Here is a 19,175-nt window from a genome sequence, read left to right as displayed (position 1 = left end):
CATTCAAACCGGAGCTTTGCAGTTGCATTATAAACACCTAACTGCAAGCAGGATGCGCGGATCAGATAGTAAAGCAGGCAATGGCGAACAAAGCAGGCCTCATTTTGATAAAATCTATGAACTATACTGGAAAGAACTGTATGAAACAGCCAGTCGGCGTGTGTCCTCGGCGGATGCCGAGGACATGCTGCAGGAGTTGTTCCTGGCGCTCCTTAAAAACCCGTCGGTCATAACCAGCGAAGGATCTATCCGTGCCTACCTGCATAAAGCCCTGAAAGGAAGGGTCATCGATTATTACCGTAAGAGCTTATTGAAAGAAACCTTTGAAAGAACTTCTGCGTTTACGGCTCCCCGTTATATCACTAACCCCGATGCCCACCTGCTGCATAAAGAGCTGGAAACCCTGTTGGAAAAGGAAATCAGCAGCATGCCTGAAAGGATGCAGACTGTTTTCCTGATGAGCAGAAAACGGATGCTTTCCAATGAAGAAATTGCCCATGAACTGGCCATCTCCCATCAGACGGTGAGAAACCAGATCAGCGCGGCTATTAAACGGATACGCAGGGTGCTCCACCAGTACAACCTGGCCAATGATACCAGCACCTATATGGTCATCGCTGTCACCGCTGCGCTGTTAACCCGGCATTGAGCAATGTTACCTTAATGTTAAGCCTGAAAACAGACCGGTACATCCTGTAGCGTTGTTCGAGTATGTTCATAAAGACCGCAGGTGAATAAACGCGAATTACTTGAATTACTACAGAAAGAAGCACAGGGAGATTGTACGCCCGAGGAAACAGCCCGGCTGGATGCCTGGTATGCTTCCTTTGATAACAAGGCTGTACCGGTGTTCAGGGATGAAGCCGAAGAGGAGCTGGTGCGTACCCGGCTGCGTAACCGTATCTATAGCCAGATAACAGCAGATATCCCTGACCTGCCTGCGCCTGCACAGAAGCGGAAGACAATGGTGTTTCTCCGGATGGCGGCAGCAGTATTGGTATTGGTAGGCCTCGCCTATGCAGCGGACATCTTCCGGCAGGAGAAAACCGTTCCTCAGCAGGAGGTATTGCTCAGCAGCGCTGCACCCGCCGGTAAGATGTTGAAGGTAATACTGACCGACGGGAGCGAGGTATGGCTGAACGCAGGCAGCTCCCTGAGCTATCCCTCCGGATTCAAAGGCCGGTACCGCGATGTGTACTTAAAAGGAGAAGCATTCTTTAATGTGGCAACACAACCCGAACAACCATTTGTAGTACATACAGACACTATCAGTACCGTGGTGCTGGGCACCTCCTTTAATATCAAAGCGTATCCTGAACTGGGCAACATCCGTATCAATGTGGCCACGGGGAAAGTGGGCATCGTCATGGGTGGGAATACATTGGCCACCTTGTTGCCGGACCAGCAGCTGACTTACAACAAACCTGATCACACCTATCATACTGAGACGAAGGAAGCCGGCTTCACCCATGCGTGGCGGGAGGGAAGTATCAACCTGGACGGCGTATCGTTTGACGAGCTGGCGGCGGTACTGGAGCATAATTTTGGCTACCGCCTGCAAACCAAACGGGCAGATATCAGGAAAGTCCGTTTCTCCATGAACATTATTACCAGCAGTAAAATTGAAGACGTGATGCGCATTGTATGCGGTATCACACAGGCGCGTTATCGCATACAGGAGCAGGTAATCAGTATTTATTAAATCATCTGACCACATAAAAAAACGGAAGCTGCTGGAAACAACTTCCGTCATCATTCAGTGCGGTATTCAGTTCCCGGGAAGGTCTGTGAATACCGGCGTATCTAAACAGTTTATCACCATTTAAACGATTCGAAATTATGAAAAAAAACCTTTCGGGGTCCATTAAACATCTTATGAGAGTTTCTGTACTTCTTCTGGGTATTATGGTGGCCGGGACGCTTTGTTTGCATGCCGGCACCGGTACGGCCCAGGACCTGAGCCATATCCGGCTGCAGATCCAATTGAAGGGTAAAACACTGGCTGCTGCTATCTCTGAACTGTCGGCCGCCAGTAAATTATCCTTTGCATTCGACAAGGCTGCACTGCATGACAAAACAGTCGCCGAAACCAATTTTAACAATGTGGCACTCAGCGATATTCTGCATCGTTTGCTGCGGAACAGTGGCTATCGTTATGAAATCATTAACCGCACGGTCGTTATCGTAAAAGAGGTTAAGCCCGTGAAAGTGAACCCGGGAAAGATAGCCGGCAAGGTGACGGATGAAAAGGGAGAAGTACTTCCCGGCGCCAGCATACGTATCCCTGAGCTGAATAAAAGCACTGTCAGCGAAGGCGACGGGTCTTTCAGCCTCACCGTGGATCCCGGCGTATACACCGTGGAGGTGAGTTTCATCTCCTTCGCTCCCCAGCGGATACTGAAAGTACAGGTAGAAGAAGGCAGGGCCCGCGAACTGTCTATCATCATGAAACAGGCCTCCAGCGCACTGAGTGAGGTGCTGGTAGTCGGTTACGGTACCCAGGAGAAAAAAGACATCACCGGGTCAGTAGGCTCGGTTGCCGGAGAGCAGATCAACAACAGGACGGTCGGCAGCCTCGATCAGGCACTGGTGGGAAAAGTGGCAGGGCTTAGTGTTTCCAACAACTCGGGCGCTCCCGGCACAGGCATGATGATCCGTATCCGCGGCGTAGGCACCATCAATAACAGTGATCCGTTATACGTGGTGGATGGTAATCCCTTTGGTAATATCAACAACCTGGACCCGGAAGATATTCAATCCGTGGAGATCCTGAAGAGCGCTTCTGCCGCTGCTATCTACGGCTCCCGTGGCGCCAACGGTGTGGTACTGGTGACCACCAAAAAAGGAAGCGCCGGCGCGATGAAAATAGACCTGCATACGTTTACCGGTATGCAGCAGGTGTATAAGAAACTCAAACTGACAAATGCGGCCACTTATGCGCGGTACTACAATGATGCCCTGAAAGCTGGCGGCCTGGCGCCTGTATTCGATAACCCCGATAGTTACGGTCAGGGTACTGACTGGCAGGATGCTATTTTTAGAACGGCGCCTGTCAGCAAATATGAAGTGGCCTTTTCAGGTGGGAAGGAAGGCTCCGTATATCGCATGAGCGCCAGCTACCTGAAACAGAAAGGCACGGTAATAGGAACAGATTATACCAAGACCAGCGTATCACTGAACAGTACCCATCAGCTGAAACGCTGGCTGAAATTCGGGGAGAACCTCAACTATGCCTTCACCACACGGAACAGCATTTCTGACTATGACAGCGATGCCAGGGGCATCATCAGCACCGCCATCCAGATGGCGCCCACCGTGCCGGTAAAGAACGCCGACGGAAGTTATGGTGTATCTCCTTTCGCTAATACCTACAACCCTGTTGCCGCTGTTGAAAATATTCAACGCCTGAATAAAAGATGGTGGCTGATGGGCTCTTTCTATGCCCAGGCAGACCTCCTGCCGGGACTGAACTATAAATCACAGTTTAACATCAACGTGGGCAATGGCCGTGAACGTTCCTATATCCCGGTATATTATGTCAGCAACTCCCAAAAGGAAGATGTCAGCAGCCTGGAAGAAGAAGCCTCCAACGGAACAGACTGGGCCTGGGAAAATACATTGAGCTACAGCCGCAGCTTCGGGAAACACCATATTGACGGGCTGTTGGGCGTAACAGCGCAGCATTCCTATGATTCGTATATCCGTGCCTACGGACAGAACCTGCCTGCTGATGCCAGTCTTACCCGTTCACTGCAATACCTCGACCTTGCCTCGTCCGGAATGAATATAGGCGGTGGCGGAGACGAATGGGGCATGTTGTCCTATTTCGGCCGACTGAACTACAGCTACCGGAACACCTACCTGGCCACCGTGAATGTTCGCCGGGACGGCTCTTCCAAGTTCGGCGCCAACAACCGTTTTGGTACTTTCCCTTCTTTTTCATTGGGCTGGCGGTTGTCTAATGAACCTTTCCTCCGCGACGTGAAATTCATCAACGACCTCAAACTACGCGGTGGCTGGGGCTCGCTGGGTAATGAAAGTTCCCTGTCAACCAGCGCTACTGTTTCCACGTTAAAAGTAAACATACCTTATCCGTTTGGTCGTGGTAAGGAACAGGAAGTACTGCTCGGCGCTACTCCTTCCAGCATCGGTAATATGAACCTGAAGTGGGAATCCACCAGAGAAACGGACCTGGGCCTGGACGCCACCTTGTTTGATAACCGTATCACGGTGGGCGCGGATTATTATCACCGTGCTACTTCCGGTATCCTGGTGCGGCTGCCTATCCTGGCTTCTGTGGGCGTATCCGAAGCGCCTTATGTCAATGGCGGCAATGTGGTGAACAAAGGCTTCGAATTTACCCTGGGCTTCCACAGTAATCGCAAAAAGTCTTTCGGGTACGACATCTCCCTGAACTACGCTATTAACCGCAACGAAGTGACCAGCCTGATGAACGACGGTGCTGCCTTCTATGCCGGTGAAATCACCAGCGGTGTAAGGGTCAGCAAAACCATGGCCGGTCATCCTATCGGCGGTTTCTTCGGTTATGTGACAGACGGTATCTTCCAGGACCAGAAAGCGGTAGACGATGCGGCGAAACAACCCGGCGCCGCTCCCGGTGATATCCGTTACAAAGACCTGAACGGCGACGGTGTTATCGACGACAAAGACCAGACCTATATCGGCAGTCCGTGGCCTACCCGTATCTATGGCCTTTCCGCTTCTTTCTGGTATAAAAATTTTGATCTCAACCTGACCCTCAGCGGTCGTGGTGGAAACCAGATCTATACCGGCTGGAAACACTATACCAATTCATCCGGCATCTCCAACTACTTCGCACCGGACAAGGAGCAGTCCTGGACCGGTGAAGGCTCAACGAATAAAGAGCCCCGCGTGAATATCCTGGACCCCAATAACAACATGCGGCCTTCTGACCGCTGGATTCAAAACGGCAGCTTCCTTCGTCTCAACAGCCTGCAGCTGGGCTATTCCCTGCCACAGTCGCTGCTGAAAAGATGGGGCATTGCTAAAGTGAGGGTATATGCAGGCGGAGAGAACCTGTTCACCATCACAAGGTATGATGGCTTCGATCCGGAAGTGGGCATGCGCGACGGCAACGATGGTGATCCCCTCGACGTAGGTATCGACCGTGCTTACTATCCGCGTCCACGCACGCTTTCCGTTGGCCTGAATGTAAACTTTTAATACCAAAAATATTTGATAGCATGATGATGAAACGAATAGGCATAACAATGCTTTTCCTCGCAGCCGGTGTTTTTTCCGGGTGTAATAAATTACTGGAAATAGAACCGCACGGCAAACAGACCACCGCTACTTTCTTTACTACGCCGGCTACTGCCAAACAGGGACTGATAGCAGCTTACAAGGCGCTGCAATCAAATTACCGTACCAACTACCCGGGATATGTGAGATGGGTTTTCGGAGATGTTTGCTCAGATGATACCAGGGCCAATGGTGGTGATAACCCGGATATGATCCAGGTGGAATTCTTTACTGCCAACGCTACCAATCCGTTTTACGAAAATGCCTGGTCTACTTTGTACCAGGGCATACACGCCGCTAATATTGTCATTGAGAAAGCGCCGGGCGTAAAAGGCATGGATGAGCCAACGAAAAAGGTATATGTGGCGGAAGGCAAATTTCTTCGCGCCTATTATTATTTCAACCTCGTGCAGATCTTCGGTGGTGTACCGTTGATGTTGAAGGAAATGCTGACTGACTATAACATCCCAAGAAATAGCAAAGAAGAAATATACCGGCAGATAGAAGCGGATCTGTTGGATGCGGAAGCGGTGCTGCCGGAGAAGAGCGCACAGGAAAAGTCAGATTACGGCCGCGCCACCAAAGGGGCCGCACAGGCTTTGCTGGCCCGGGTATATATGATGCAGGGGAAGTTTACCGAAACAGAAACATGGACTAAAAAGATCATCGATTCCCATCAGTACAGCCTGGACCCTGTATACTATCACAATTTTACCATCGACGGAGAGTATGGCGTGGAGGCCATTTTTGAAATCAATTTCCAGTACGATGCGCGCTTTTATGATGAAGAAGGCTCCGGCGACGGCGATGGCAGGACCCGTGGACCATTGTCCTATGGCTGGTGCTACGATAACCCCACGCAGGACCTGGTAGATGCTTTCGAGGCAGGCGATCCCCGTAAAAAGGCCACTGTATACAAAACCGGCGACGTACTGCCGGATGGCACCATCGGTAACACCGGCACCAGTGCTACCGGTTACCTATGTACGAAATACCTGATCCTGAAAAATGAAATGCCGGACCAACCCAAAAGTTCCGGCAAAGACCAGATCGTGTTCCGATTCGGGCACATCCTCCTGTGGTATGCTGAAGCAGCGAATGAAAACGGACATAGCCAGGAAGCGCTCCAGGCGCTGAACCAGGTGAGGGCACGCGCGAGAGAGGGCAATGCGCAGATACTGCCTGATATAACTGCTACCGACAAGGAAAAACTGCGGCAGGCTATCTGGCAGGAGCAAAGGGTGGAATATGCTACCGAGGTGTTCCGCTTCTACGACCTCGTACGCACCAAACGGGCAGCGAAAGTGCTGAACGATTTTGCGAAGAAATATAACAGCCAGAAAGGCGCGTCATTCAAGGCGGGCGTGAATGAAATATTCCCGATACCGCAGTCGCAGATTAACCTGAGCCAGGGGGTATTGGTACAAAATCCAGGATTTTAAAGACAGACTTTGTATTTTACTATAAAAGAACTTCATGAAAAGATATGTTACTGCAATAATGCTGCTGTTACCCGTGCTGACCATGTCCTGTACATCATCTCCACCGTCATCTTCCCCTAAAATAAAAAATATCATTTTTATGGTGGGAGATGGTATGGGCACTACACAGATTTATGCAGGACTGACGGCCAACAAAGGCTCGCTGAACCTGGAGCGGTTCAAATGCATCGGTTTTTCCAGGACCAATTCTGCGAATAACTACATGACCGAGTCGGCAGCAGGCGCCACGGCCTTTTCCATCGGCCAGAAGACCTATAACGGCGCTATCGGTGTGGACAGCACAGGCAAACCTCAGCCGACCATCCTGGAAATAGCCAAACAGCATGGCTTGTCAACCGGTATTGTGGTCACTACCGATATCACGGATGCTACACCGGCTACCTTTGCCGCCCACCAGAAAAATCGTGAGATGCAGGCTGAAATAGCGGCAGACTATGTGAAGTCAGAGGTAGATGTGCTCATCGGCGCCGGCCGCGAACATTTTGATCAGCGGAAGGACGGACGTAACCTCCTGACGGAGTTTAGCCGTAAAGGTTACCAGGTAAAACATACCACGGATGATATCGTACAGGTGAAACAGGGTAAACTGGTGGGACTGGTGAAAGAAGAGCGGGTAGCCGGCAGGGGCGACCAGCTGGCACGTACTGCGAATGCCGCGCTTCAGCTGTTGCAGCAGAATAAAAACGGCTTTTTCCTGGTGGTGGAAGGCTCCAAAATTGATGATGGCGGTCATGCCAATGACCTGCAATATGTAACCGAAGAAGTGATTGATTTTGACAAGGCTATTAAAGCCGCACTGGATTTCGCTGACAAAGATGGTGAAACACTGGTGATCGTCACGGCAGACCATGAAACCGGCGGTCTCACGATTGCAGAAGGAGACCTTAAAACCGGCAACATCAGGGGTAAATTTTCCACTGACGACCATACCGGCGTGATGGTGCCGGTATTTGCCTATGGCCCCGGGGCAGAGGCTTTCATGGGCATCTATCACAACAATACCATCTTCCGGAAATTTATGCAGGCATTAAAATTCCAGTGATCTTTTTAAAAAAGAAGATAAAAGCTCCTGTAGGCATTTGCCTTACGGGAGCTTTTTGTTATTTACGGGTAGTCATCATGGCTGCTAACCATTTTGACATCATCAGTAATATGATCGCTGATACGCCCGCCATCGCCACAAAAAGCAGGAAGAAGTCATAGGCATTGCGGATGGCGTATCCTAAGAAAACAACTGTCCGGCCCTTTTCCGGGTACAGCGTGCTTAGCACGCCGGCGAATTTGTTGGCCGCCGCTGCTGCGAGGAACCAAACAGCCATCAGCAGAGAAGAGAATTTAAGCGGCGACAGTTTGTTGACAAGGGAAAGGCCTATCGGCGATAAACAGAACTCTCCGAAAGCATGCAGGGCATACATCCCGGTTATCCAGATGATGCTCACTTTCGTTCCGGGTGCAATATCCTTTACCCCAAATGCGATCCACAAATAGCCGGCCGCCAGGAATAACAGCCCCATGGCCATTTTAGCAGGAGCAGAAGGTTCATATTTTCCGAGCCTGGGCCATAGCCAGGCAAAGAAAGGCGCAAACAAAACGATGTAAATAGAACCCAGGGAGAGAAAGAGGCTGGGAGGTATTTCTGTCAGTAGCAGGCTATCTTCCCGTTTTATCAACAGGTATATATCCGTGCCCGTTATAGCTATCAGGAAAAGAGATAATAGTCCGTATACACTCAGGCGCAAAGGGCGGTCTGCAGGTTGCGACAACTGCTTTTGCGCCTTCCGGAACAGATGATATGATAGGTACAACAGCAAAGCGGATAGCAACTGAATGCTCCATACCGGTATGCGCCAGTTCAGCTGCCTGTCAGTCTGCTCATCTGTGAAAAACGTCAGTGAGGCGCCGGCTTGTTCAAAGGCTGCCCAGAAGAATATGACAAAAAAGGAAACGATAAAAATTACTTTGATGCGTTGCTTTTCCGCACGTGTGAGCGATCTGTCCCGGAAAATAATGACTGCAATCAGCACCACTGCCGCCAGCATCAGGTAGGAAAGGTAGTTGATCACGGTGGCATCCAGGTATAACAGCCCGATCATCAATAATGCAAAAAGCACCAGTCCGGAGATGATAGCGATGGGTTGCAGCACTTTCACCGGTACCCGTTCCGGAGTCAGTCCCAGTACTTTACCGTCAGGGGCTGTCACATACCGGTGATGGAACACTACCTGTACCAATACACTGATGATCATACTGATGCCACCAGCTAAAAAGGCCCATTTAAAATCAGCAGGATTACCAGTATCACCTGCCAGTCCGCAGATGATAGGTCCCAGCGCTCCGCCGGTATTGATGCCCATATAAAAGATGGTATAGGCGGTGTCTTTTCTGTTATCTCCGTCAGGATATAGTTGTCCTACCAGTGATGAAATATTCGGTTTAAAGAAGCCATTGCCGGCAATCATGCAGCCAAGGCCGGAAAAAAACAGCAATAACGAAACCGAAGAATAGTGCTGAAACAGGGAAGCGCTGGTGAACAGGATAAGTTCCCCTGCGGCCATCACAATACCTCCGATAATGATGGAGCGTTTGTTGCCCCAGTAACGGTCCGCGATATAGCCGCCGAGCAGTGGCGTGAGATAAATAAGGCCGGTATAACTTCCGTAAAGATTGGCGGAAAATACCTTGCTGAACAACAATGCCTTGGTCATGAACAGGATCAGTACCGCACGCATGCCGTAGTAATTGAACCGCTCCCACATTTCAGTGACAAACAAGATATAAAGACCTTTGGGATGAGACACCGGTCGGGAAGTTTCGGGCATAGCGTTATTTTTTTTCAGTACGTGGTCCAGGGCGTAGTGCCGTATCAAATATGCTCTTCTTTGACAGATATGGCTTCGCAGTAATTAACAGAATATACTTTCATTTTAACCAGCTTATCCAGCCATCCTGATCCTTAACAGCTTTTTAACCCTTCCAACGTTATTTTTGAAAGAAAAGAAGAATGCCCAAAATATTACTGTTCCTTTCTTTTACGCTTGCCACCCACGCTTTGTTTGCCCAGAAAGCGCTCACCAAAAAATATTCTTCTGATGAATGCCATTGCGTTATCGACAACGCAGCCGGGGTGCTGGAAACGTCTCAACCGGGCGTTTATCGTTACCACTCTAAAGCTGAATTTAAACGATATCTTGATTCCGTGAAAGCCACCGTGAAAGGACCCATGACGGAACTGGAGCTATACCGCAAGCTCAAACCGCTGGTGACGCGCATCGGATGCCTGCATACAGATCTTATCACCGGCGTGAACTATAAGGGTTGGCTGGACAGGTCGCCTAATCTGCTGCCATTTCAATTGTACTGTGAAGGCAGCCGGGCGTTTGTGGTAAAGAACTATAGCGCTGATAAATCCATTGCTCCGGGAGATGAGATATTGGCCATCAATGGCAGGAGCATGCCGGACGTGCTGAAACTCTTGTTGCCCACCATTCCTGCTGACGGATATAACCAGACAATGAAATACCTGGCGCTGTATCATATGTTTCCATCCTGGTACCGGTCAATCATAGAAGTGGCAGATACTTTTGCGCTTACCGTGAAACACAATAGCACGGAGAAGGTTTGTGTGGTCCCTGCGGCGAAGAAAAAGGATATTGCGCAGGATGGATTCCTGGAGGAGTTTAGCTATCCAAAACAGCTCGCCTTCAAGGTGACCGGCAATACGGGTTTTCTGACGATACATACTTTTGCGAACTCGGTGATAAAGAAGGGGGACCAGCGGTTTAAAGAATTTATTGACAAAACATTTGAGGAGCTGCAGGCAAAGGGTATTCCCAACCTGGTCGTTGATTTACGCTATAATACAGGTGGGTCGGATGTTAATGCCGCTTATTTTTCCGGTTTTTTCTTCGACGAACCATACAGGTACTGGGACAGGATAGAGGTGACAGATAAAATCGCCAAAAAGATCAAAGGGGTGGTCCGTATCTGGTACAGGAAGCCGGTACAGCAAGACTCGGCCTGGTTGTGGCAGAAAGGAAAGACGGTGAAGGACTTTGATTTTTTTGAAGTGCAGCAGCCATCTCCCAATCATTATAAAGGGAACGTGTATGTGTTGATCAATGGCTTTTGTATGTCTTCCTGTGCAGATGTTACCAGTGTGCTGAGCTGTCATAAAAAAGCCGTTTTTATCGGAGAAGAGACGGGCGGCGGATACCAGGGCAATAACAGTGGCTTGATGCCTGGTGTGAATCTGCGTCCTACAAAGATGGTGCTGACAGTACCCCTGCAGGAATATTTTACAGCGGTAGATCCGAAGGTGAATTTTGGCAGGGGAACGATGCCTGACTACCCGGTAAAAATGACGGTAGACGACATTGTCAAAGGGGAAGATAAACCCATGGAAGTCGCCATGGAACTGATCAATGGTCAGTCAAAGCAGCATGATACGGTCGTTATGTCCAGCAGGACATTTATCCCTGCCCGTTAATTTTTCATTTTCCCCGTCAATTTTGTACATTAGTATGGGCTAATCATACGTTATACCTATTATTCAGTAGAAGTAGTGCGGAGCTTATCAAACATTAAATCAACCAAATAAGCTTCCGATGAGACAACATTATCTGACATTTATCTCAATTTTACTCCTCGTTGCATGCCATCACAGCACAAAGAAAAAGGAGGCACAGGCAACTGATGAAAAATCACAAAGTATCCGCTGTTATACTTCCAGGATAACAGACAAAGACTGGTATGCGGCTGTTAAAAAGGCGCCTAAGCTGAATGGGTTGGCAGGTATAAGTTTTAAGATTTCGACCGGCAGCCAGGAAGCGCAGGACTATTTTAACCAGGGCATGATGTTGGCATATGGCTTTAATCATGCGGAGGCGGCGCGGTCTTTTTACGAAGCCACCCGCCTGGATTCCACCTGTGCCATGGCATTTTGGGGGTATGCTTATGTGTTAGGCCCTAATTACAACGCCGGTATGGAGGACGATAATTTTGAGCGCGCTTACGCAGCAGCGGTCAAGGCCAAATCATTGTCTGCCGCTTGCACGCAAAAGGAAAAGGCGCTAATCGGGGCACTTGCAGCGCGTTATGCCATGCCTGCGCCGGCAGACCGGAAGCCGCTGGATATAGCCTATGCGGTCGCCATGAAGAAAGTATATGACCAATTCCCGGTTGATCCTGATATGGGAGCCTTGTATGCAGAAGCGTTGATGGACCTGCATCCGTGGGACCTGTATGAAAAGAAAACAAAGAAACCCCGGGCATGGACGCCGGAATTGACCGCAGTGCTGGAGCACCTGATCAAAGCTAATCCCAGGCATCCGGGTGCGCATCATTTCTATATTCATGCCATGGAAGCATCTGCCACGCCTGAAAAAGCATGGGCGAGTGCCCGGTTACTGGATACGCTGGTACCTGGTTCCGGCCATTTGGCGCATATGCCTTCCCATATTTATATTAACACCGGCGACTATCACGCCGGCTCTCTTTCTAATATACATGCAGTGGCGGTGGACAGTAGTTACACCACTGCCTGTCACGCGCAGGGGGCCTACCCGCTGGGCTACTATCCGCACAATTATCATTTTCTAACGGCAACGGCTACGCTGGAAGGAAATGCTGCGCTGGCATGGAGTGCAGCAAAGAAGCTGCGGCAGCACACGGCGGAGGATATCATGCGTTTGCCCCGGTGGGGCACCTTGCAGCATTATTACACGATCCCGTATTACGTTGCCGTGAAATTTGCCATGTGGGACACCATTCAGGCGCTTCCGGCGCCGGAAGCAGATCTGGTATATCCGCGCGCTATCTGGCATTATGCGCGGGGCATGGCATTCCTGGGAAAGAACCGGATACCTGATGCACAAAAGGAACTGGACAGCCTGAAAGTATCGGCTGCCGATACAACCCTCCGTCACCTCACGATCTGGGATATCAATACCACGGCCGATCTTGTTCAGATAGCCGTGAAGGTATTGTCTGCTGAAGTAGCAGCAAAACAGCACCACCCGGATATAGCTGTTCCTTTGCTGAAGGAAGCGGTGGCCATCGAAGATGAACTGAATTACAACGAACCGCCTGACTGGTTCTTTTCTGTCAGACATTACCTGGGGGCGGTACTGCTGGATGCAGGGAAATACAATGAAGCGGAAAGTGTTTACCGCCAGGATTTGCAAATATGGAAAAAGAATGGATGGGCGTTGATAGGGCTATATCATTCGTTGAGCTCTCAGAAAAAGAACAGTGAAGCACAGAACGTGAAGGCCGCATTTGACACAGCGTGGCGATTTGCGGATGTAGACATTGCCTCCTCTTCCAGTATGCTCCGATAACTGTTTATGAGTGTCAACGGCTCATCCATCGTAAGATGGATGAGCCGTTGCTTTTCAGGTATGATCTATCGGCCAGGGATGTACGTTTTATTATTCCTGCCTGAGACGTTTGGAATTCCAGGACTTAAACATTTTTTCCCGTTCCAACATTATCTGGCCGATCTTCTCTTCCCCTAATGTTTCTGAGAGAAGATCATCTATGGATTTTTGTTTGACGTTAGAGAGTATTTCCTGGTGTTTGGTTTCTGTGTCCTTCAGGATATTGACGACCACTTGTTTGTCTTTGTGATCAATATCGTTGTACATCAGTAAGGTAGGCTTGTGCAGCAGCTGGTATACTTTGAAAAGGATTTTTTCCCCTGCTTTGGTGACACTGACCAGCTTGGCCCGTTTATCCTCCGGGTCCGTTCTCTCCGCGATATATCCCAGGTTTTTCAGTTTGTTGAGAATGTCGATGCCGGTGGTCTGTTCTGTGAAGTTGTATTGTATAACCTGCGTTTTCCTGACTTCTTTCAGATGGTAGATAGTATTTAGAAAATAAAACCATTCCAGCTCAAACTCTGGGATCTCCTGCAATGCCATTTTGGAATAGGCCGTTTGCATATTCGCCAGCCTTCCGATCAGCTTCGCAAATACGGTGTCCAGATCAGGAGGGGTAAGCCCGCCGAATAGTTCGTTGTTGCTCTCTTGCGCTAAAAAATACATACAGAATGCGGTGGCGGAAGCATCATTGTTTTTCTGTGTGTATTCTTCCCAGGCACTGATTAGTTTCGTGAGTTCACCCATAATTTATATCGAATTCGAGGTAAATGTAGGGAAAATAATTTGTCAGGACCGATTTTATGATGATATTTGTATCGAAATGGATGTATTTATTGTTAAAATGTAACGAAAACGATGAAATGGCTTCTTTCACCTTTTCGTTTAAAAACGACACATAAAAAGATGAATATCACGACAAGTTACCTTACAAGGGCGGAGCTATGGTTGTATATCACAACGTTGGTGTATTTTCTGATGAACGGGGCGCAGATATTTGAAACGCTGGTATTTGTGCCCAAATGGGCGGCCGCTCCGCCAGACAACTTCAAGTTATTGCTGGACGGGAGAGGGGCCAGCCTGAAAAATTTCTGGATAGTGTTCCATTCACTGCATGAGGCCACCTTTATACTGGCGATCATTTTTTGCTGGAGAATTGACTTTGCCAGGAACTGGTTGCTGGTTTTATTTGCCATTCACTTTGCAGTAAGGGTGTGGACGCTCGCTTTTTTTGCGCCCAACATTATCAATTTCCAGCAGCTGGCAGAAACGAATGCTGTAGTGAAAGACCTGGCGGCCAAAACAGCGCGCTGGCAGCTGCTCAACTATGTCCGCGTAGCGATTTTTATAGCGGTGTCAATCGGGTTGATTCCGCTATGTATCAGGTTATTTAACCTGCGCCAATAACCAGTATGGATGATAAGCCTTCAGGTGCAATGACCTGAAGGCTTACTTGTATGTAGAAGAGGTTAATCAAAAGCTAATGCAGGAATCATCTGCAAGGACCATTCACGTTCGTTACATTTTTGGACGCAAGGCTTTGCTCCAGTGCGTTGCGCACCATGCGTTGCACATACTGTTGCCTTTCACTTGTGGAAGCTGTTGCCAGATTGCCCTGTACAAGGGTAGCTGAAATAGTGGAGTTACCCTGCATGCCATTGATTTGTACCTGCCAGTTACGGCCGCCGCCGGCAATGGCCCCCTGTACATCCAGCCTTACAGTACCATACTCGATACGGAAGGGAGGAAGCCTCCAGATATCAGCAAATGTCAGCTGACCGATGGCGTTTTGGGCATCCGTGATGTTCTTGTTGGATACCGTAGGCGGGTAGTTGGGGATGATACCCTGTGGAGTGATGGTAATGGTACAATTAGGATCGCCAAATAGCTCGGCCCCGGAGGCCTCAACGGGTTGTGTTTTTTCTGTCATAGTGATAGATTTAAATTGTTAGGAAATGGTTATAAGTGCATGAGGGTGTATCAACAGTGATGTTGATGGGTATTTACATAAGATATGTTACCGTAGTTATTTTGAGAATTGAATGAGTGATTAATCGTTTATGACAATCATAATCGAACCGAATGTAAACAAAAAATTCGGTTCGATGAAGTGAGTGGCGCATTATTCAAAACATAATGTTGCTTTATATATGATGTACTGTTGATTTGATTTTAATGGTGCATTCGTATTACATACGTGGTTGGGTCGTAGGGCCTTCCACCACAAGCCTGCCATCTTTCAATATTTTCATCCGGTCAATGAAGACACCCCAAATATAGCCGCTGGAAATTAGGAATGAAAGCGATTTTATGTAAATTACGGCCTCCCAACGGGTATGGTTATACTATAAACCCTTTAGGTGGTTTACTGTAACTGTAGCACCCATAGCCCGGAATCGTTGAAAATCTGATTACATAACCCGAATATTAAACAATGGAACAACCCAAAAGATTTACCAGAGAAGGTAACGTGTACAAAATGAAGCCCCAATACGGATTTAGTATTATAGCAATAGCGCTGGCCCTGGGCTTGGCCTATCTTGGTTTCCACATCAAATCGCCTGCTGTCGTGTGGATATTTCTTGCCCTGGCCGTGATTTTTATACTGAGCGCCTTCACCAAGTCACTGGTGGTGGACATGGACAAAAAGGTGATAAACGCGAAAATGGCGCTGATAAAACCGGCTTATACCATACCTATTGAGGATATTCAGCATTTTGAACTGTATTCCCTCAGAACGAATTTCATTACCACCAATACTACCCTGAATGTGTATTTCCTGAAAGATGGAAAAGAAAAGTCAGCATCCCTGGCGCAGGGTATTACGAAAAGGGCTATGCAGAATATTTTAAATGACATCGAGGAAATAATTGGTGCAGATGAGTATTCAAGATAAGTTGAACGTGAAGATAATGCCCGGCAGGATTTCGTTGCAACCTAACCGCCGGTTGGCATCCAGCCTGAAATGGTATGCGATCATCGCCGTCGTGACAGGTCTTTTCCTGGCCATTTTTTATTCCAGGCTGGGAGAAGGGCCTGTGGTACTGTGTTCTGCCTTGATTATCTACCTTGTCATCCAAGGTTTGATAGACTATATCTTCCGGTATAATGTCCGTTATGAGTTCGACAAGGCTACCAATGCGGTATACAAGGAAAACCCGCCGTTCGGGAAAAAACAGCTCATGCGGCTGGATGAAGTGGTGATATTCACAAAATCAGAATCCGGCGACTGGTACTATGCGATGGGCGTAAAGAAAAAACAGTTCCTGAAAAACTATAAGATCAGCCCTGGTTTTGATAACGGAAAAGCTTCCGCGGTAAGAGTGGCGGAATTTGAAGAAGGCATACTGAACCCTATTGTGGCGTTGTTGCCGGCTGCTGCGCATTGAAAATAAGCAACATGATACTTCCTAAAATCCGTGATAAGCGATTTATCACCGTCCGCCGCGGCGGCACGTTATATCCGCAATGCGGACAGGTAATAACAGACTTCAATTGGATAGACGCGGCAGACATAGTTTTACTTTTATTAAAACGTAACCACCTGGCTCGTTATCTCTCTACAAAGATACTATAAGCGAAAAAAATGACAATTTCTTTGGGATATTTGTATTTAATCGTAATATTGCAATAATACAATTGTTTATGGGAGCAACGAAATCGGATTTATTCACCCGGCAACAGAATGAAATAGCGGCTATGGCCAAAGCGCTGGCACATCCGGCGCGTATAGCCATCCTGCAATATCTTGTGAAGAAGAACGCCTGTGTTTGCGGGGATTTGGTGGAGGAATTGGGCCTTGCACAGGCTACTACTTCCCAGCACCTGAAAGAACTGAAAACAGCCGGTATCATACAGGGCTCTATTGAAGGCGCAAGTGTGTGCTATTGTATCAACCCGAAAACCTGGAAACAATACAAGGAGCTTTTCAATGGCTTCTTTAAAGATGTTGATTTACAAAATACCTGCTGTTAGTATTTTTTGCCTGAATATATCGCAATATTGCAATAATACAATAAAAGAAACACCATGGCTACTGATGAACAAATGAAGGAAATCGTAAAACAACAATATAGCGAGATTGCGTTACAGGACAGGGCTACCAACGCCGCTTCCTGTTGCGGGTCTGGTTGTTGTTCTACCGAAGTATATAATATCATGAGTGATGACTATTCCGCATTGGAAGGTTATAACCCTGATGCCGATCTGGGCCTGGGCTGCGGATTGCCAACGCAATTCGCCAACATAAAGCAAGGGGATACCGTGATCGATCTTGGTTCAGGTGCGGGTAACGATTGTTTCATAGCCCGACAAGCGACAGGGGAGACCGGAAAAGTAATCGGCATCGACTTCACACCGGCCATGATAGAAAAAGCCCGCGCTAATGCTGAAAAACTGCATTTCAATAACGTGGAATTCCGTCAGGGTGATATCGAGCGGATGCCTGTCACTGCTAATGTCGCAGATGTGGTAGTCAGCAACTGTGTGCTGAACCTCGTGCCCAACAAAAACGGTGTCATCAGCGAAATATTCCGGGTACTCAAACCCGGCGGACATTTCAGTATTGCTGATATCGTCTTGCAGGGAACATTGCCCGCCGCTATTCAGCAGGCAGCTGAAATGTACGCCGGCTGCGTGTCTGGGGCGGTACAGAAGCACACCTACCTGGAAATGATCCAAAATAACGGCTTCAAAAATATCACCATTCAGAAAGAAAAGACGATCAGCATTCCGGATGATATTCTTGCCAACTACCTGAGCGCGCCTGAAATAGCGGCATTCCGGTCAGACGATACAGGTATTTACAGCATTACCGTATACGCGGAAAAACCGGCTGATGCGGCTTGTTGTCCTCCGGGTTGCTGCTGATCTGGAACCGCAAGTGAGCATTTAAAAAACACACGACTACATCATGCAAAACTGTAATCCGGCCCGGCGTAAACAGCTGGGCTTCCTGGACCGTTACCTGACATTATGGATTTTTGGGGCCATGGCGGCTGGAGTGGCCATGGGATATTTTCTCCCTTCTTCTGCTGAACTGATTCATTCCTTTTCATCGGGCACTACCAACATCCCGTTGGCAATAGGACTTATTCTTATGATGTACCCGCCACTGGCCAAGGTAAAATATGAGAACATGGGAGAAGTGTTCCGGAATACCAAAGTACTGTCCGTCTCCTTGCTGCTGAACTGGGTGATAGGCCCTGTACTCATGTTTGGCCTGGCAGTGTTATTCCTGCATGGTTATCCGGAATATATGACAGGTCTTATTTTAATAGGCCTTGCGCGGTGCATTGCTATGGTGATTGTATGGAATGAACTCGCCGATGGAAATCGCGAGTATGCGGCAGGGTTAGTGGCATTAAACAGCATCTTTCAGGTGTTATTATATAGTGTTTACGCGTATGTTTTTATCACCTGGCTGCCCACCGTTTTCGGCATGAAGGGTATTACTGTGGCGGTGTCCATCAGGGAAATCGCTGCCAGTGTGGGCATCTACCTGGGTATTCCGTTTGCAGCTGGTATCATCAGTCGCTACAGTCTTATCGCCTGGAAAGGGGAGAAGTGGTTCCAGGAGAAGTTCATTCCCATCATATCCCCCGTCACCCTGATAGCCCTGTTGTTCACGATAGTCGTCATGTTCAGCCTTAAAGGTGAACTAATCGTACAGATACCTTTTGATGTGATCAGGATAGCAGTACCGCTGGTCATATATTTCGCCCTTATGTTTCTCGTCAGTTTCCTGCTGGGTAAAGCCATGGGAGCCGATTATTCCCGCAATGCCGCCATTGCCTTCACCGCTGCAGGCAATAACTTTGAACTGGCCATCGCGGTAGCGATCGGGGTTTTTGGTATCAACTCCGGTCAGGCTTTTGTAGGCGTGATCGGTCCATTGGTGGAAGTGCCGGCACTGATTGCCCTGGTGAATGTCGCCTTCTGGCTCCGCAGAAAATGGTACAGTTCTCCCATCACCGGCGTGAAAGCATAGATAACGTCAACATTTTATACCTCC

At 48.5% G+C, this 19,175-nt stretch carries 17 protein-coding genes; 14 read left to right on the top strand and 3 right to left on the bottom strand.

Features of this window, described 5'->3' with window-relative positions:
* The first annotated feature begins 52 nt into the window (after positions 1-52).
* From HHL17_RS20385 to HHL17_RS20365, 5 genes are all read left to right on the top strand, one after another.
* On the top strand, positions 53-649 hold the full coding sequence (locus HHL17_RS20385) for a sigma-70 family RNA polymerase sigma factor (RefSeq protein WP_169226636.1): 597 nt from the start codon (positions 53-55) through the stop codon (positions 647-649).
* Positions 650-730: 81 nt separating this feature from the next.
* A complete protein-coding gene (locus HHL17_RS33855; protein ID WP_169226635.1) occupies positions 731-1,702 on the top strand; it encodes a FecR family protein in 972 nt (323 codons plus the stop codon).
* Between the two features lie 173 nt (positions 1,703-1,875).
* The gene (locus HHL17_RS20375) at positions 1,876-5,205 is read left to right on the top strand and encodes a TonB-dependent receptor (RefSeq protein WP_169226634.1); all 3,330 of its coding nucleotides are present in this window, start codon (positions 1,876-1,878) and stop codon (positions 5,203-5,205) included.
* A 20-nt stretch (positions 5,206-5,225) separates the two neighbouring features.
* Positions 5,226-6,725: a RagB/SusD family nutrient uptake outer membrane protein gene (locus tag HHL17_RS20370; protein ID WP_169226633.1), complete on the top strand. Its 1,500-nt coding sequence runs from the start codon at positions 5,226-5,228 to the stop codon at positions 6,723-6,725.
* A 34-nt stretch (positions 6,726-6,759) separates the two neighbouring features.
* Entirely contained in the window at positions 6,760-7,827 is a 1,068-nt protein-coding gene (locus tag HHL17_RS20365) for an alkaline phosphatase (protein WP_169226632.1), read from the top strand.
* 58 nt (positions 7,828-7,885) lie between these two features.
* Here HHL17_RS20365 and HHL17_RS20360 read toward each other — a convergent pair whose 3' ends face one another.
* A complete protein-coding gene (locus HHL17_RS20360) occupies positions 7,886-9,604 on the bottom strand; it encodes a peptide MFS transporter (protein WP_169226631.1) in 1,719 nt (572 codons plus the stop codon).
* Between the two features lie 182 nt (positions 9,605-9,786).
* On the opposite strand from HHL17_RS20360, the gene HHL17_RS20355 reads away from it, so the two are divergent.
* Positions 9,787-11,271 carry a S41 family peptidase gene (locus HHL17_RS20355; RefSeq protein WP_169226630.1) on the top strand — a complete coding sequence of 495 codons (1,485 nt, stop codon included), beginning with the start codon at positions 9,787-9,789 and terminating at the stop codon, positions 11,269-11,271.
* Positions 11,272-11,389: 118 nt separating this feature from the next.
* Positions 11,390-13,123, top strand: coding sequence for a hypothetical protein (locus HHL17_RS20350; RefSeq protein WP_169226629.1), 1,734 nt, complete (start codon positions 11,390-11,392; stop codon positions 13,121-13,123).
* 90 nt (positions 13,124-13,213) lie between these two features.
* On the opposite strand, the gene HHL17_RS20345 is transcribed toward HHL17_RS20350, so the two are convergent.
* Positions 13,214-13,909: a winged helix DNA-binding protein gene (locus HHL17_RS20345; RefSeq protein WP_169226628.1), complete on the bottom strand. Its 696-nt coding sequence runs from the start codon at positions 13,907-13,909 to the stop codon at positions 13,214-13,216.
* A 159-nt stretch (positions 13,910-14,068) separates the two neighbouring features.
* Here HHL17_RS20345 and HHL17_RS20340 point away from each other — a divergent pair, with 159 nt between their 5' ends.
* Positions 14,069-14,569: a transposase gene (locus HHL17_RS20340; RefSeq protein WP_169226627.1), complete on the top strand. Its 501-nt coding sequence runs from the start codon at positions 14,069-14,071 to the stop codon at positions 14,567-14,569.
* Between the two features lie 85 nt (positions 14,570-14,654).
* Here HHL17_RS20340 and HHL17_RS20335 read toward each other — a convergent pair whose 3' ends face one another.
* Positions 14,655-15,092, bottom strand: coding sequence for a hypothetical protein (locus tag HHL17_RS20335; RefSeq protein ID WP_169226626.1), 438 nt, complete (start codon positions 15,090-15,092; stop codon positions 14,655-14,657).
* A gap of 504 nt (positions 15,093-15,596) precedes the next feature.
* Here HHL17_RS20335 and HHL17_RS20330 point away from each other — a divergent pair.
* From HHL17_RS20330 to arsB, 6 genes are all read left to right on the top strand, one after another.
* Positions 15,597-16,058: an EbsA family protein gene (locus HHL17_RS20330; protein ID WP_169226625.1), complete on the top strand. Its 462-nt coding sequence runs from the start codon at positions 15,597-15,599 to the stop codon at positions 16,056-16,058.
* Positions 16,042-16,551 carry a hypothetical protein gene (locus HHL17_RS20325; RefSeq protein WP_169226624.1) on the top strand — a complete coding sequence of 170 codons (510 nt, stop codon included), beginning with the start codon at positions 16,042-16,044 and terminating at the stop codon, positions 16,549-16,551. The genes HHL17_RS20330 and HHL17_RS20325 overlap by 17 nt, the downstream gene beginning before the upstream one ends.
* 11 nt (positions 16,552-16,562) lie before the next feature.
* Positions 16,563-16,739: a hypothetical protein gene (locus tag HHL17_RS20320; protein WP_169226623.1), complete on the top strand. Its 177-nt coding sequence runs from the start codon at positions 16,563-16,565 to the stop codon at positions 16,737-16,739.
* A gap of 68 nt (positions 16,740-16,807) precedes the next feature.
* A complete protein-coding gene (locus HHL17_RS20315) occupies positions 16,808-17,137 on the top strand; it encodes an ArsR/SmtB family transcription factor (protein WP_169226622.1) in 330 nt (109 codons plus the stop codon).
* 54 nt (positions 17,138-17,191) lie between these two features.
* A complete protein-coding gene (locus tag HHL17_RS20310; RefSeq protein WP_169226621.1) occupies positions 17,192-18,031 on the top strand; it encodes an arsenite methyltransferase in 840 nt (279 codons plus the stop codon).
* Positions 18,032-18,074: 43 nt separating this feature from the next.
* Positions 18,075-19,151 (top strand): ACR3 family arsenite efflux transporter, encoded by a 1,077-nt coding sequence (gene arsB / locus HHL17_RS20305; protein WP_169226620.1) that lies wholly within the window; start codon positions 18,075-18,077, stop codon positions 19,149-19,151.
* Positions 19,152-19,175 lie beyond the last annotated feature (24 nt).

This window comes from Chitinophaga fulva (assembly GCF_012927205.1).
GTDB classification, from domain to species: Bacteria; Bacteroidota; Bacteroidia; order Chitinophagales; family Chitinophagaceae; genus Chitinophaga; species Chitinophaga fulva.
The sequence above is the reverse complement of the archived record's forward strand: the minus strand, read 5'-3'. Positions and strand labels throughout refer to the sequence as shown.

What these genes read in the sequence shown, in the direction of transcription:
- HHL17_RS20385 (WP_169226636.1), top strand. Translation starts at nt 53, where the DNA reads ATGCGCGGATCAGATAGTAAAGCAGGCAATGGCGAACAAAGCAGGCCT.
- HHL17_RS20375 (WP_169226634.1), top strand. Translation starts at nt 1,876, where the DNA reads ATGAGAGTTTCTGTACTTCTTCTGGGTATTATGGTGGCCGGGACGCTT.
- HHL17_RS20370 (WP_169226633.1), top strand. Translation starts at nt 5,226, where the DNA reads ATGATGATGAAACGAATAGGCATAACAATGCTTTTCCTCGCAGCCGGT.
- HHL17_RS20365 (WP_169226632.1), top strand. Translation starts at nt 6,760, where the DNA reads ATGAAAAGATATGTTACTGCAATAATGCTGCTGTTACCCGTGCTGACC.
- HHL17_RS20360 (WP_169226631.1), bottom strand. Translation starts at nt 9,604, where the DNA reads ATGCCCGAAACTTCCCGACCGGTGTCTCATCCCAAAGGTCTTTATATC.
- HHL17_RS20355 (WP_169226630.1), top strand. Translation starts at nt 9,787, where the DNA reads ATGCCCAAAATATTACTGTTCCTTTCTTTTACGCTTGCCACCCACGCT.
- HHL17_RS20350 (WP_169226629.1), top strand. Translation starts at nt 11,390, where the DNA reads ATGAGACAACATTATCTGACATTTATCTCAATTTTACTCCTCGTTGCA.
- HHL17_RS20345 (WP_169226628.1), bottom strand. Translation starts at nt 13,909, where the DNA reads ATGGGTGAACTCACGAAACTAATCAGTGCCTGGGAAGAATACACACAG.
- HHL17_RS20340 (WP_169226627.1), top strand. Translation starts at nt 14,069, where the DNA reads ATGAATATCACGACAAGTTACCTTACAAGGGCGGAGCTATGGTTGTAT.
- HHL17_RS20335 (WP_169226626.1), bottom strand. Translation starts at nt 15,092, where the DNA reads ATGACAGAAAAAACACAACCCGTTGAGGCCTCCGGGGCCGAGCTATTT.
- HHL17_RS20330 (WP_169226625.1), top strand. Translation starts at nt 15,597, where the DNA reads ATGGAACAACCCAAAAGATTTACCAGAGAAGGTAACGTGTACAAAATG.
- HHL17_RS20325 (WP_169226624.1), top strand. Translation starts at nt 16,042, where the DNA reads ATGAGTATTCAAGATAAGTTGAACGTGAAGATAATGCCCGGCAGGATT.
- HHL17_RS20320 (WP_169226623.1), top strand. Translation starts at nt 16,563, where the DNA reads ATGATACTTCCTAAAATCCGTGATAAGCGATTTATCACCGTCCGCCGC.
- HHL17_RS20315 (WP_169226622.1), top strand. Translation starts at nt 16,808, where the DNA reads ATGGGAGCAACGAAATCGGATTTATTCACCCGGCAACAGAATGAAATA.
- HHL17_RS20310 (WP_169226621.1), top strand. Translation starts at nt 17,192, where the DNA reads ATGGCTACTGATGAACAAATGAAGGAAATCGTAAAACAACAATATAGC.
- arsB (WP_169226620.1), top strand. Translation starts at nt 18,075, where the DNA reads ATGCAAAACTGTAATCCGGCCCGGCGTAAACAGCTGGGCTTCCTGGAC.